Annotated in this window: 11 protein-coding genes; 8 read left to right on the top strand and 3 right to left on the bottom strand. The window is 38.4% G+C overall.

Features of this window, described 5'->3' with window-relative positions:
* Window positions 1-3 precede the first annotated feature (3 nt).
* A complete protein-coding gene (locus VSAL_RS17750) occupies window positions 4-477 on the bottom strand; it encodes a hypothetical protein (RefSeq protein WP_129546093.1) in 474 nt (157 codons plus the stop codon).
* 188 nt (window positions 478-665) lie between these two features.
* Here VSAL_RS17750 and VSAL_RS17745 point away from each other — a divergent pair, with 188 nt between their 5' ends.
* Together VSAL_RS17745 and VSAL_RS17740 are read left to right on the top strand one after the other, a co-directional pair.
* A complete protein-coding gene (locus VSAL_RS17745; RefSeq protein ID WP_231850962.1) occupies window positions 666-3,236 on the top strand; it encodes an ATP-binding protein in 2,571 nt (856 codons plus the stop codon).
* 9 nt (window positions 3,237-3,245) lie between these two features.
* Complete coding sequence (locus VSAL_RS17740; RefSeq protein WP_012551675.1) at window positions 3,246-4,976, top strand: response regulator; 1,731 nt, start codon at window positions 3,246-3,248, stop codon at window positions 4,974-4,976.
* Between the two features lie 102 nt (window positions 4,977-5,078).
* Here VSAL_RS17740 and VSAL_RS17735 read toward each other — a convergent pair whose 3' ends face one another.
* A complete protein-coding gene (locus VSAL_RS17735) occupies window positions 5,079-5,570 on the bottom strand; it encodes a hypothetical protein (RefSeq protein WP_012551674.1) in 492 nt (163 codons plus the stop codon).
* A 14-nt stretch (window positions 5,571-5,584) separates the two neighbouring features.
* Entirely contained in the window at window positions 5,585-7,696 is a 2,112-nt protein-coding gene (locus tag VSAL_RS17730; protein ID WP_012551673.1) for an LruC domain-containing protein, read from the bottom strand.
* A gap of 406 nt (window positions 7,697-8,102) precedes the next feature.
* Here VSAL_RS17730 and VSAL_RS17725 point away from each other — a divergent pair, with 406 nt between their 5' ends.
* The 6 genes from VSAL_RS17725 to VSAL_RS17700 are packed head-to-tail and all read left to right on the top strand — an operon-like array spanning window position 8,103 to window position 15,945.
* A complete protein-coding gene (locus VSAL_RS17725) occupies window positions 8,103-8,420 on the top strand; it encodes an STAS domain-containing protein (protein ID WP_012551672.1) in 318 nt (105 codons plus the stop codon).
* 35 nt (window positions 8,421-8,455) lie between these two features.
* Entirely contained in the window at window positions 8,456-9,283 is an 828-nt protein-coding gene (locus tag VSAL_RS17720) for an OmpA family protein (RefSeq protein ID WP_012551671.1), read from the top strand.
* Between the two features lie 14 nt (window positions 9,284-9,297).
* Entirely contained in the window at window positions 9,298-11,409 is a 2,112-nt protein-coding gene (locus tag VSAL_RS17715; RefSeq protein ID WP_012551670.1) for an SLBB domain-containing protein, read from the top strand.
* Window positions 11,409-12,116: a CpsD/CapB family tyrosine-protein kinase gene (locus VSAL_RS17710; protein WP_012551669.1), complete on the top strand. Its 708-nt coding sequence runs from the start codon at window positions 11,409-11,411 to the stop codon at window positions 12,114-12,116. Before VSAL_RS17715 ends, VSAL_RS17710 begins: the two co-directional genes overlap by 1 nt.
* A gap of 2 nt (window positions 12,117-12,118) precedes the next feature.
* Window positions 12,119-13,639, top strand: coding sequence for a SpoIIE family protein phosphatase (locus tag VSAL_RS17705; protein WP_012551668.1), 1,521 nt, complete (start codon window positions 12,119-12,121; stop codon window positions 13,637-13,639).
* 38 nt (window positions 13,640-13,677) lie between these two features.
* Window positions 13,678-15,945: a HAMP domain-containing hybrid sensor histidine kinase/response regulator gene (locus VSAL_RS17700; RefSeq protein WP_012551667.1), complete on the top strand. Its 2,268-nt coding sequence runs from the start codon at window positions 13,678-13,680 to the stop codon at window positions 15,943-15,945.

Genomic DNA, 15,945 nt, shown 5'->3' with positions numbered 1-15,945 from the left:
AATCTAATTCCCTTTAGAGATAATGAATAGGACATGCGCACCTGAAGGCAATGAAGACAATGGCGCATAGCCAATACCCGTTGGATTTTCTTTAAGCCATTCAACAAGAACAGTGACGTCTTCAGCTTTAATTGGCTTTGGGGGCTTTGCTTTACCTGAAAAGGCCAAACTCGCCCAATAGCCGTTCATTTGAGACACCGTTTTACCCAGTAATACCTTGTAGAACGTTTCTTTCTCAGGAGAACTGTCTGGCCAATCTGACAACACTACTTTGGTATTGTTTATTTTCTTTATCTTGCCCGTATAAATCATACGCGCACGACTTTTACTTAATGGTTCAAATGACGACCCCATAGAGAAAATAACATAACTATCATGTCTAGCATTTGTTGACGCCGCTGAAGGAGAAATAAAAAAAGACAATAAAATCATAAAGAAAAATGAAGAGCAGCTTAAATAACATTGAGTATTTTTCACATCGACCACTACCCTTTCTTAATAAATATCCTATGATTTTTAATATAGGCCACTGAACTGGCTTTTCCAAACAAGGATGTTTTATGATGTTGATGAACCGTATCTCTGTGAAATCCAGAATGCTCACTCTAGTTTTTCTCCCATTGCTTGTGCTTTGTGTATTATCAGGGATAGAGATCAGATCACAGATGATGAAGTTGAATACATTAAATACACTGAATCATGCCCTCCAATTTAATCATACCTTAGCAGGATACATCACAACGATGCATCAGCAACGTTTGAACATACTTTATGGTCTCGATAATGGAACAGAATATGAAACATCAAAAAAAGCGTTAGCCCAACTTGTCGTACAATCAAAAAAACAAGGAACACAATCTCTTTCCGATACCTTATCGGAACTCCAACAAGCAAATACTGAGATTACCCAGTTTTCATCAAACACCATAGAAGAATGGTCAAGTTGGATCACAGATGTAGTACAACAAACGTATCAATTAAAAAATGCAAATACGCTCAATGCAGCATCAGATATCATTAACCAAAAAACGACTACCCTTACCCAACTTCAATGGGTTAATTATTGGGCAACTCAAGAGAATTGGTACATTCACCTGATGTTGATAACACCACAAACAAGCTATCAAGATGCTCTAAATTCACTTTCTCAGCGTCAGCAATTGTATATTGAACAGTTTTTAACAATGAACGCGAGTCAATCGGATATTACTCTTTTATTAACAACCTTTAGTAATATCAATTTCTCATCAAGCAACACTTTTAGAAATGCAGTCATTGAGAACAAATCCGAAAAATACACAGCGAAAGACATCAATACCGGGACACAAGCACTAAACCAACGACTCCAACTCATTCAAGCAGCTACAACGATTATCACGAATGAATTAAAGAACGATATTGAAACAAAAATACGAAGTATTAATAATATGATTGTTTTATTCATATCGATATTAATCACATCTTTAGTCTTCATTTCATACTTAGGTATTACTCTATCCGCTAGGATCCTAAGCTATTTAAAAATGACGATTTCCTCTATGGCGTTAATAGAAAAAAATCATGATTATTCCATCCAGATTAAGAGTGATGGCAATGATGAGTTCACCTTGTTTTCTAAAAATTTGAATGCTCTCATATCAGAAAGAGCCATGAATGAGGATAAAATCGTAGGAGCTAAAGAAGAAGCAGAACAAGCCAACTTAGCCAAAAGTACCTTTCTTGCCAATATGTCTCATGAAATAAGAACGCCTTTAAATGGTATTATTGGCATGTCCGGCATTCTTTCTGAAACCAAATTGACACCAATTCAACACGATTATTTAAATACGATTGAAACGTCTTCTCAAACGTTATTAATTTTGATTAATGACATCTTAGACATATCAAAAATTGAATCAGGTAATTTGTCGTTGCATCCTCATAGTACTGATTTACGTGAAATAATTTTCGATACCGTGTCTATCATCATTTCGAAAGCCAATGAAAAACACCTTAATTTGATCATTAATATACCACCCGATTTGCCGTCATCTTTATTACTTGATGACCACAGATTAAGACAAATACTAATGAATTTAGCGTCAAATGCGGTCAAATTCACCCCTAAAGGTCACGTTCAACTTGACGTCGAGTTTACCAAAAAAGAAAACAATACCGTCGAACTTACTATTTCAGTGTCTGATTCTGGTGTAGGTATTGAACAAAACAAGCTCAATTCAATTTTTGAACCCTTTGTACAAGAAGACAGCTCAATCACTCGACAATTTGGCGGTACAGGGCTGGGACTTGCCATCAGTAAGCAATTAGTTGATTTGATGGATGGCGAATTTACGGTTAAATCCACAAAAGGAGAAGGAAGTACATTTTCTTTCTCATTAATAACCGAAGTACTAGAACACAACGTTATCCAATACCCAGAATTAGAGGCCATTACTTTCCATGTTATCGCCAATAAAACCGCTTATGCACAAGATATTATTACAGAGCTTAGTTATTACAATATACACAACGTTGTTGTTTATGCTTCAGCGAAAGAGTTAGAGCTAACCGCAACCAGTGCTGACGTCATTATTTACTGCGCAGGCCACTGTAATGATTCTGATTGTAAGTGCAAGGGCCGCTTACGTTGCGTTCGTAAAAATCACCCTGACACTCCAATTGTATTAGCTCAACAACACAAAGACAGAGCCGCCAATTTCGAAGCTATCATAAATGGCCTAATTACCTACCCTTTACTTGGCTATCGATTAATGAAAACGTTAACCAATGCGTTAACCGATAGTTCAACGAACGATGACTTAACTAACACGGTACCTTTGAGCCAAGACAACGAAATTAACAACAATTCACCCAAGAAAAAAGGGGCTAACCATATTCTGATTGTTGAAGATAACTTAGTTAACCAAAAAGTCGCTTCTCTCTTTTTAAGTCGATCTGGTTATACGTTTGAAATTGCAAATAACGGCCAAGAAGCGATTGAAAAATTTACCGAAAGCGAAGCGTATAATGTTATTTTAATGGATTGCATGATGCCCGTAAAAGATGGTTTCTCAGCAACGAAAGAGATACGACTCTTAGAAAAAGCTCAGAATAGAAAGAAAATACCCATTATTGCGTTAACCGCCAGTGTATTAGATCAAGACATCACAAAATGCTACGAATCTGGTATGGATGCATACGTAGCAAAACCCTTCAAGAAAGAAGTACTACTCAATCAAATAATGAAAATGAAGTAGGAAGTGACCATGGACAGAATCACCTCAAAACAACAATATATACAAGGAAAAGATAAACTCTCGATATTGATAGTCGATAACTGTCAAGTTGCCTCTATGTTTTTAAAAAAACTGCTCTTTCAGTTGGGTTTTACTCGAGTTGAAAAAGCAAGTTCATATCAGGAAGCCATAAAGAAATGTGCTAAACGTAATTATTCATTGCTGTTTATCGATTATCACTTAGATCAAAGACTCAATGGATCTGAGCTTTATGACTTACTACGAGAGAAAGGATTTATTTCTCCATCAACTCGTGTGATTACCATATCAGGAGATCACTCCACACAAACGGTCTTGAGTACCCTATCAAAAGGTAATGGGGATTACTTATGTAAGCCAATCAGCAAATCAAATTTACATAATAAAATAAGCAATGCTTATCAAGAATATAATATATTTAAAAGGTTATATTCGTTACTTGATGAGCGTCGTTATGATGAGTTACTTACTCTCTCGATCCAGTTAATTTCAGAAAAAAACATTCATGAGTTGGACTTATTTTTAATCAATTTTTTAATGACTCATGATAAAGAAAAACTCTCATCACTCTGTGAACAACCTCAGTTTAAAAATAGGAAAAACTACATATTAGCTCAACTAAAACTTGAGGATGAAAGAAATACGACCTCTAAGAACGAGATTTTAAAAAGAGCGATTGCACTGTCTAAAAAACAGCCTTTATTCACTCAAGCACTCGATTTTTTATCTGACATACAATGCAACCATAAAAATTATGAAGAAGCGCTAAACGCCTCATTACAAGTATTAAGCCTTACCCCAAGCATCCCCCATCGTGCGCTTCAAACCTTAAATTTAGCGCTTATTTGCAACAACAAACCCGTATTTCTTAAAGCCAGTCATTCACTCGCGAACCACTTACCTATTGCCGACAGTAATTGGTGCAGTTATGCGGCGGAATGCTTTAATTATTTTAATAGTTATATTCATAATTCAATTTCTGAAACAGATAAAAATCAACTCATTCTAGAACAAAAAAACATCGCAAGACGCATTGAATACCGTCTAACGGACAGACAAAAAGTACAACTCAATATTTTATACAATTATTCTCTCTGTAAGAAATACATTCAGGATGGCGACATCGTCACAGCGAAGCTCAATACTCTAAAAGTCACCGCACCTTTTTATGATAATCTTCATGAACTAAACACCGTTATCTTAATTGAATTGTTGTATTTATTACTTTTCTTTGGGGATATTTGGCTAATAGAAAAAGTTGAGTATGTCTTAAAAACTAAGAAATATTTTAATGTTTATTGTTCTGAACTATTAGTGCTATTAAAGCAAGATCCACAACTTAAACAATCTATATCAAGGCTGTCTACTACGATTAATAACGCGAACACCCTAAAAGAAACGGATCCCAAAGAAGCCCTTACAAGTTATGAAACCGAACGTAATAACTACCCTTACTCTTCAGAGCTTTGTATTGGCTTGCTTGAGTCTTATGTGGCGTTAAGTTTAGATAATCCAAGTCTTCTTGGTACTGCAATTAATCTTGTTAAAGACATGCCTCTCTCTCATGATTTAATGCAGCGAAGAGACAATGTACTTAGCTTTCTTCATGCAAACCCAAACTTTATTTCAGAATTTGACAGCAACAACCTTGCTCATGTTATTTACCCCAATCAATCTCATTCGGTTTTAGATAAGCGATATCAGCTTTCTCTCTCAGTATAAAAAAGGCCACGTTATACAACGTGGCCTTTTTCTTATTAAGCATCTTCATTCTAACAAAATAGCCTTAACAAAAAGGGACACATTCTGCTAAGGCTGTAATGATTAATTCCATTCCCACTCAGAACCGGCAATGGTAAACTCTCTTTGAAGTGGCGAGCTTCCATCGTATAACCAAATTTCAGCAATACTGGTCGCCATGTTGTCTGCAATCGAAAATTCAATATCAGCCACCCCATTAACAACAGGGACATCAATGACCTTGCTGCCATGGTCGACTGAAAATCCACCTTCTGCATTTTCAGTAAACGAAGAGTAAACCGAAAGATGCGCTCTTGCAGGCAGCGAACCGCTTAAATTAACAACGAGTCGTTGACTTTCTACAGGGTTAAATGAAAATCCCTCCGGTGCAACCAAATCTTGTGTTTTTACCGTGACGGGTTGATCGATAGGTGAAGGAGAGGCATCACTGCCCGTCCCTCCAGCATCAGGCGTTGCTCCTCCAACACTTGCTCCACCAGAGCTTGAACTCCCACCGCTGTCACTACAAGCCATTAAGAACAGTGACGCCATAGTTATAATAATTACCTTTTTCATAATAACGCCCTCTCTTAATAACATTTATTGGCTGTTGCATTGCTGCTTTCATACCAGTCGGTATTCGTTGCTCCACCAGACGTTGTATAGTCAGCAAAGTCGGGGTATGACGTGGTTAAATCTACTCGTTCTCTCGGCCATTGCCATTCATCGTAAATAAGCAGCGCCCATGGCATATTGTTGCTTGTTTTAAAGTATCGATCAGTGCTTGCATCACTTGTATCTTGAGCCAATTGGTAAAACTCAGTATTAAATAACTCAGTTGGGGCCTGATCAGCTAGATGTACTTCGTAATCTCGTCCTGGCGCTTGTGCAAAGCTTGGTCCATGATAATACCCGGGGGTTGCAAACAAGAATGGGTCATATGGCATCGCTGGCATACTCGTCGTAACAACAGGGGTGATTAAACTAAATTGCAACTCAAATTCAAGCCCCATATCCTCTCTACACTCGTTACTCGTTCTAAAGTAAGAACAATCATAACTAGAGACATTAATCGCATCGTTAATTAGTATGAAACTGGCTTCATTCATACCCGACTCTTGCGAGGAACCACTTTGAAGTACAGAGTTGAAATATAAACGTGTTTTTTCAGAATCAATATTAGTGGCATCTATACCTAGCAACCTAACAGCAAAGCCACTGTGGTAACTTGCACCAACCGCTGCTAATTTACCGCTAACAATCACTTTAGCCACTTCTCCACCTTTTAGAACCTCAGTGATTCGGTATCTTAAAACTAAATCATTCATATCATAATCAGCGGTTTCAGGCCAATTATCTTCATAAGCTAACGTAACGTAGCCACTTTCTGATGGGAAATGACGTTGTGTTGTATTTGCATCAACAATCGTAATGACATGATCTTCCACCTCACCAGATGTTGAGCCACCATAGTAGGCTAGCCCAGTTTGTTGACTGAAACGAAATCTTGTCCATGTCGCGCCGACAGTGGCATCAAATGGAACAGGGATAATAAGATTATGATTTCCTGAAACTAATGCTTTATCTGTAATCGCTTGTTCACCTTCATCGGCAAAGTCACCATCACCGTTCCAATCGAACCATGCAGATAACAGCCCTGAAGTAGATGCTGTCACTGTAATCACAGAATCAAGTCCAGGTTCTAGCGCAGTCACAAACCCAACCCCATCTTCATCATCACTGGTAATTGTATCGTCCGAGTCAGGTGATTGAGCGGCATAATAATCGCCATCTACACTGCTACCTAACCAAGTGATACTATCCAAAGCATGACGTGCTCCATTAGACGCAAGCGTCGAACCATAACTGTCTGGTGCATCACCAAAATCAATCGTTGCTGGTTCATCAGTATCAATCAAAGGGGCATTAGCACATCGAGCTCCATCATTTTGGCTAGAAAAAGGACCATCAGCGAATTTAATCGCAGGAACTGTGCCAGAATCGATGATCGCTTGAGAAGATAAATCAACACGATACACTTGGCCATCTTGGTTGCGTGAAAGATACAGATAACCATCTACATCAAAATACATCGCACCAAACGTACCGGTTTCTCCTGTATCACCAATATACGTTGCCGCTCCAGTAGAAATATCAAACTCATACAAACCACCGCTGCCATTATCCACACCATATAAGTGATCATTGCTTGGGTGGAAAGCAAAATCCGTTAAGCTCACAGACGCTGTCGACGTAATTAAATCTGCAGTGAGTGTGGCATTAACATTACTATCTAAAGGAGACAGATCAATTTTATAGAAACCAGTGCCACTTCTATAAACGTAATAATGATGTTGATAAACATCCCCTACATAAAAGGTTTTATCAGAAGGAAGTCCACTAACATTCAAGGTTGTTGCTTGGAAATTTTGTCCTAAACGAACAATTGTATAATTGGTTGTGTCATACCCGTATATATATCGATCAGTTTCATTAAAACCGACCCCATTTATATTTGAAGGCAATCCAGTATCATTTTGTAATAAACTGTTTGTTCCAGTAACTAAATTAATACCATAAACTGAAACAGGTTTGCCTTGGAATAAATACGCCTTACTTGGGCATGAATCAAAAGCAACCGCAAAGACTTTTGGGCTCAATAATACTGTCGTTAAAAAAAGTAACCGGATAAATAGATACATAGCTTGTCCCTTCTAGTTATGATGTTCTAATTACTGATCATTCAAAAGCCGTGCCAAATTTAACTTGTTGTATATTAAGCTTAAAATTAATGATAACTTAATCATTACTATAATAAAAATCATTTTGCATCCAAATAAAAACCATTTTTATTCATTATTTACATCAAGTCATCACATTCAAAAATGAAATATTCCCTTTTTCATGCTTACTCAATTCTTCGTCTTATTCTTTCTCTTTTTATAATGATGCAAACTGCATTGCAAATTGAGAACAGACGTTAATAAACCGATTGTCAAATTGATAATTAAATATAAATAGTTGAAATATATAAATTATATTTATTGGCACGCTTACTGCTCTATTCAACCTATCAACACAACATAGATTTATTCTTAGGAGCTTATTATGGAACTACATCAATTTGAATCTAACACCAATACCTTAGTGCTATCAGTTCAAGGGGATATGGATGCAGTCGGTTGTCGAGATATTCAACCAACCATCGATGAAGTCATTGAGCAAGAGCACAGACAAGTACATATCGACCTCGCTCAAGTGGCGTTTTTAGACTCTTCTGGTATCGGTGCCATTGTGTATTTATACAAACGATTGGTCGAAAAAGAACGCACAATGCAAATTCAAAATGCGCATGGCCAACCCTTAGAGTTACTTAAATTGTTACGCATTGAAAATGCAATTCCAGTAAATAGCCCTACACACTAACTGCCATTTAGTTTGAATAATGGACAGTCAATCACATGGAGAGCCGTATCATGAACAGACAACAATTGCTCATTCTAAGCTTTGGATTTCTTGCTGTTTCAGGATGTACCTCATTCGCTGAACCGGGTGAAGGTGGCGAAGCAGAAAATTATCCTCAAGCCGCATTCTCTCCAGTGATGCCAGACCAACCATTAGGCCCAGAACATGGATTACGTTTTGATTGGGAGCTTGCTGCTCGTCATCTCGATATTCTTATCTTAGAAAAAGCGGAATGGTGTTTTCCGGCAACCGTTCATCAAGCAAAACAGAACGAAGCGCGTATTGCACGTGAGCTTGAAGGCGGATTACAACTGGATGCAGCCAATGACCTTATCATTCAACGAAATCTATTAGCTCGACTCGAACGCCAATTAGATTACGTAAAAAGACAAGAAACCTGTCAGCCACCTTCTGATTCAAATTCGGGTAATTCAGACATCGAGTTAGCACAAAAAATTTATGATCTTTTAAACAAAGACAATCAATTTGCTTTTAACTCGGCTGAACTAAACCCAAAATACGTGGTTAATTTATCTGAAGCTTCACAGTTATTAAAAAAACACGAAGATTTCAAATTACTGATCACCGGTCACGCTGACGCCATTGGCGAAGAAGATGGCAATCAAGAACTCGCCATTGAACGAGCGAAACAAGTAAAACGTTATTTAAGTATTTTTGGTCTTGCGTTAAATCGCATACATGTCGATGCCGTTGGATCCAATGATCCTTATTTTGAAGGAACAGAGCCTCACGTAAGACTAACCAACCGCCGAGTCACCATTGAGTTATTAGAACTCGACCAACCTTTAGAACTTGGACAATAAAAGAGGACAAGATCATGCGTATTCTTCATATTCTACTTATCACCATTTTGTTCTCTACTGTCTCAATGGTGCATTCAAAAACTGTCGATGATGCCGTTCGCGTCGGAGATGTAATTACCATCATGCTACCTGGTGAAGAATCGCTAAATAAAGCGTTCCAAGTAGATAAACAAGGACGCGTTATTTTACCTGAAATCGGTCCTCTATTTGTCGCAGGGAAAACCGAAGCTCAAATGGTATCAAGTGTAACTCTACGTTTAAAAACCATATTGCAAGACTTGCGTAACCTACAAGTATTCATCAGTAAACGTCAGTTAATCATTAATATTCAAGGTTATGTAAAACAACCGGGTGAATACACATTATCAGATGGTGATTCCGTTCAATTGGCCTTGTATGCCGCTGGGGGGCTACGCTCAGGTGCCCAACTTAACCGCTTACAACTTCGTCGTTCAAACAAAGTAACAACCTTTAATTACAAAGCATTTTTGGACTCAGGGGATCAAACGTTACTTCCTTCTCTTCAATCATTAGATACCCTGTTTATCCCAGCCTCTCCAATGGTGGGCAATATCGAACAAGAATTTGACCCATCTAAATTGTCTCAAGCGGGTGATGCTGCTGATGGTAAAAAAGCGATCAAAGTATTTGGCGAAGTAAATGCACCGGGGACTTTCTCTTACAAAGCAGGCACAAACCTTGTCGATGTATTAATGCGTGCTGGTGGCGTCACCCGTTATGCAGGTGTAGAACAAATTCGAGTTATTTCAAAAAACAAACCTGCTCTGTTCAATCTAAAACGCTATTTAGATACTGGAGATGACAGCTTATTGCCACCACTTGAAGTAGGTTCAACGATCTTTGTTCCTAAACAAGAAGAAGAAATTAAATCAGGCTCAAACATGGTCTATGTCATGGGTGAGGTAGCAAAACCGGGAGCGTTTGAGGGGAAAAAAGGCGCAACGTTTATGGATATCCTAGCAAATGCCGGTGGCCCAACTCGATTTGCAGAGTCTCGCCAAATTCGTGTTATCAAATCAAATGGCGTTGTGATCAATTTTGATTTATCAGGTTATACCGAAGGCACCAACTACCAAAGACCCCCGCCGATTTCAGCCGGAGATGCGATTTTTGTTCCTGAAAAAACAGACATGAATGAAAAATCATGGTTGAAAATAGCACCAAGTCGCGCAGTACGAGTATTAGGTGAAGTACAACACCCAGGACGTATCGAATGGTCTGATGAAATGTCATTTTTGGATTTATTGGCACACGTGGGTGGCCCTACTTTACGAGGCGACACCACTCGAATTGAAATCGTCACGCCCGACAGTGATGGTAACAACCAAGTGTATACGTTTAATTTAGATTCATTTATCTCAAAAGGAAAACCTGATTCTTCATTACCAACCATTCGAGCGGGAGCGACTATTCGAGTTCATGATTTACCACAAGATCCATCAGACAACAAATCACAATGGGTTCGTCAAAGTTCAGACAGCTCTATATACGTATTCGGTCAAGTAAATGCAGCCGGTCGTTATCGCTTCACTAATGAGATGCACTTTTTAGATATTCTATCCGCCGCAGATGGCCCAACGATGGATGCCGACATTCATAACATTCGTGTCACCCATCGTGATAAAACGTACGCAAAAGTGAGTAAACTAAACTTAGCATTGTATTTTGAAACCGGTGATGAATCCCTGCTTCCTATCGTAAAAACGGGCGACACCATCTACATTCCAGAGAAAAATAGAGCGTGGATAGATGAAAGTAAAGAAAGTACGATTCGAGTACTAGGAGCGATTAATAAACCCGGTCGTTACCGCTTTAATGACTCAATGACCTTATTAGATTTACTGGCCGAAGCGGGTGGCCCAAGCGATGTCGCTTATCTTGAAAAAATCAGTGTCGTGAATCACGCATTAGATAAAGGCCAAGCAAGAACCTTTGACCTTGTTGAATTTAGCCGAACGGCCAATTTTAGAAGTATTCCCGTCCTAAGAGCCGGAGACACCATTTATATCCCGAATAAAGACGAAAGCCTAATGGAACAAGTGCGCGTTGGGATTAAAGATGTTTTCCAAATCGTCGCTACGGTTGCCCTAATAGGAGCCTTGTAATGAAAATACCCCCATGCAGCATGGAGATTGAACAAGTCTTTTTGCAATTAGAACAACAAGAATGTCACTCACTGTGTATTACCTCAACCAACCCTGGAGAAGGGGTGACTTCATTAGCCCAAGCGTTAACAGAGCGACACTTACTGGCGGGTTATCGTACATTGTTGGTTGATCTTAATTTGCAAAACCCGAGCTTAACAGCCTTGTCTTTTTTACCAGAACAGAAGGATGAAAGCCCTCATGCTTCTCATTATCTTGCGCTTACCCAGCAAGATAATGTCGTGCTTTCAGGGCTTCCAACGCCAACAGATAAAGCAAATATAATGGAAATGCGTCAACCGAAGAATCTTAAAAAACACATAGCCCAATGGCTTACCGAGTTTGATAAAGTCATCATTGATTCGTCCGCATTATCTCAACTCAATGCTGACAGTATTCCTGCTCAAACGATCGCAGGATCGTGTGATGGAACCCTCATGGTTATCCTTTCTGGGCAAACATTACAAACCGAATTTAAAGCCGCTATAGAGACATTAGAGAGTAACAAAGCCAATATTATCGGCCATATTTTCAACGACAAATATCAACCCAGCTTTAAAAATGAATTATGTCGTGAAATCGAACGCTTACGTTTTTTACCTCATTGTTTATCTACTAAACTCATTTCTATGATTAAAAATAACCGATTCTTATCAACAGTGGTGTAACGATGACAGATTCTATTTTACTCTTTGAAAATATCCAACCGACTTCTCTTGAAGCCATAAGAGTATTACGCCTGTCACTCTCGAAAATTCTCGATCGCCTTGATGTGCAAAAAACGGTTAAGAATCCTTGCTTATTATGCTTCTCAGAGTGGAGCACCAACCTTGTTCTCCACCCAAAGAATCCAAGTAAAAGCATCACTATCGCATTAAGAAAAACCAAACATCATTGGCAACTTGATATCATCGATGATGGTGAAGCGTGGGATCCAACGGCACAACCTAGCAATACCGATATAGGCGATTTTTCATTAAAATGCGGTGGGCGTGGGATTGATATCATTCAAAGCCAAACCAATACCACCGCTTACCATTCTTTTGATACTCATAACCTTTTTTCCATGACATGGATCCGTGAAAACCATCAAAAACGCCCTCATATTTTAATCGTAGAAGACGACGTCATTCAGTGTAAATTATACAGTGCTTACTTAAATCAACAGTTTGATATTACTCTGACAAACAATGGCAAAGAGGCCTTAGATTTTTTAAAAAATAATACCGTCGATCTCATTGTTTCCGATATTCAAATGCCAAAAATGGGTGGATTAGAATTACGTCAGCATTTAGAGCAAGACAAAGACATTTCGATTCCGTTTATCTTCTTATCCCACTTACAAGACACCACAACGGTGAATAGTGCCGTTGATTTGGGCATCGATGATTACCTAGAAAAACCCATTAAAAAAGATCAACTTCTTTATACTATTCAACGTGTTTTAGCTCGTTTCAATCAAGTTTATCAATCGCTATCCAAACAAGTTAACCAAAAAATCACGCACACATTATTACCACAAATAGAGATTCATTCTCCGCATTGGAAACTCGCTATCCAGCAACGGAATACCGGACATGGTGGCGGTGATTTCGTGCTCTCAATGGATGATGACGACATCACTCAGATCTTATTGGCGGATGTCATGGGGCACGATGAAAGTGCGAAATTCTTTGCTTATGCTTATGCCGGTTATATTCGAGGGTTAATGCAAAACTCAGATCTAAAGCACCCAGCACAACTTTTATCTACCCTCTCAAACAATGCATTCAAAGACCAAATTTTGTCACAAACGATGCTGACAAGTTGTTGTGTGAGTCTTCTTAATTCAAACACGTTAGCAATCAGCAGCGCTGGACACCCACCGCCAATACACATCACAAATCGCGGCCTTAGTATCATCAATGTTGAAGGTACATTGCCGGGGTTATTACCAAACACAACGTACCAAGAAACTAAAATCACCTTACAACAAAAAGAACGTATTGCTTTTTTTACTGATGGATTGTTTGAATCCGGAGATTCTTTATCAGAACGAGAAACCCTTGAAAAAGCAGTGAAACAACAGTTAATTAATACCTTTGATTTACCTATCGAATCAGCAATGGAACAGATAATGCAGACCTTTGATTCATTAGCCGGAACACCACCAAATGACGATGCTTTATTACTGATAATAGAAAAACAATAACACACACATTCACACCATAAACGAGCAAGGAGTTCATCATGACATTTCGACTAAAAACCATTATTGGTATTTCGATTATTCAGAGCGTCATGCTACTTGTTCTTGTCCTTAGCTCAGTAAAATTCTTATCTGACTCTAATGAGCAACAATTGGTGACCCGCTCAAATGCAACATTAACTATGTTTTCAAATGCCATAAAAGAGTCGCTAAATAACGGTAATGACACCGAAACCACTAGCTTAATGCACGATCTCATTGCTCTTGGGGAAATATGTTACGTTAAAATTTATCGCCAAGATGGTACTCTTATTATTCAAGGCGGTCCAAAATTACATGAAATACCAAACCCCAACAGCCCAATTTTAAATAATGCCTCAGATGGTAGCTACGACATAGAATCCATCATTAGCAGTGACACCAAACCCATTGGACGAGTTGAAATAGGGTTTGGTACCCATGGCATAAATTCCTTTTTCGCTCGAGCTAAATCATGGATATTTGCCATTGCCTTTATTGAGCTTTTCATTGTCATCGGACTTTCCTATTTACTGGGTAATATGCTAACTAAAAACCTAAACAAACTAAAAAAAGCCGTGGATAATGTTGCAAAACAAGGCCCAGGAGAGCAATTAGAACTCACCTCAACAGGTGATTTAAATGACGTAGCAAAAGCATTCAACTCAATGTCATACAACCTTCAGAAAAACTATCATGACCTAAAAGAAGCCCGCATTGAAGCTGAATCCGCGAATGAAAGCAAAGGGCGATTCTTAGCATCAATGAGTCATGAGATACGAACGCCAATGAATGCAGTTCTTGGGTTACTAGCCATATTAAAAGACAGCCAATTGAAGCCAAAACAACGTGATTTGGTTGAAACCGCGACAGATTCAAGTGAACTATTATTATCAATCATCAACGATATTTTGGATTGCTCTCGCATGGAGGCAAATACCTTTGATCTCGATAATAAAACCTTCAATATGCATGCATGTTTACACCACGCTTTACATAGTTTCCAAGCTCAAGCAGATAAAAAAGAACTACAATTAACGTTATCTCTTTCGGATAACGTTCCTGAATACATATGCGGTGACGTTAATCGATTTAGACAAATTTTACTAAACCTGATTGGTAACAGTTTAAAATTCACAGATAATGGGTTTATTTTACTCTCTTTAGATATCCAACCGGTAGAGGATAGATTCGCCTTAACCTGTATCGTTAAGGACTCTGGCATTGGTATAAAAGCAGAGCAATTAGATTTACTCTTTGAAGAATTCACAATGGCAGATAATAGTTTTTCTCGCTCCCATGAAGGTTCAGGATTAGGGTTAGCCATCACCAAACGATTAATTAACATGATGGATGGTGCTATTTCAGTAAAAAGTCAGTATGGAAAAGGCAGCGAATTTATGTTTAACATTATGCTTGATAGCGCATCAGAAGAAGACATTGAATCACTAAAATCACCCAAAGATAAAAACTCAACCATCTCCCCATGTATTTATTCCTCTGCACGATTATTGGTCGTTGAAGATAATCTTGCCAACCAAATCGTTATAAAAAATACCTTAAGCTATGCTGGTTATACAATAGATATAGCCAATAATGGGAAAGAAGCAATCTCAATGGTGACAGATACCGACTATGACTTGATCTTCATGGATATTTCTATGCCCGAAATGGACGGTATGACGGCAACAAAAAAAATAAGAACCCTCTCGAAACATCACGAAAAAATGCCTATTATAGCTTTAACTGCTCACGCACTTTCAGGAGACAAAGAACGATTCATAGACGCAGGCATGACTGATTACCTTTCAAAGCCATTTAATCGAACGGCTTTGCTAGAATGCCTTGCGACTTATTTGTCGGTATCTTATGCTCAAGAAAACACAATAAAAGGAAGTACTGTGGATAAAACTCAACATGATATAAACAACAATTTGCCACAACTTTTAGATGAGAGCATCATTCAGCAAATTATCCGTGATACGGACGCAAGTGTCATGCCTGAATTAATTCAATTTTATATTATTGAGTCAAAAGAACGCGTCAATACCATCGTAAAAACAATCACAACAAAAGACCTTTACGCTCTCGAATTTGAAGCTCATACATTAGGAAGTAGTGCGCTAACTCTCGGAAACGTTGCCTTATCTACGATTTCACGTGAAATTGAACTACATTGTATACAACAACAGTTTGATGAAGCCATTAAGAAAGCCACCCAATTATCAGATATTGCAATGCAATCATTCATTGCATTAGAAGAACGAAATGCACAAGGCTTCACTAATTAA

The sequence above is a fragment of the Aliivibrio salmonicida LFI1238 genome, assembly GCF_000196495.1.
In the GTDB taxonomy this organism is placed as follows: domain Bacteria; phylum Pseudomonadota; class Gammaproteobacteria; order Enterobacterales; family Vibrionaceae; genus Aliivibrio; species Aliivibrio salmonicida.
This window is presented reverse-complemented; position numbering and strand designations above follow the sequence as displayed.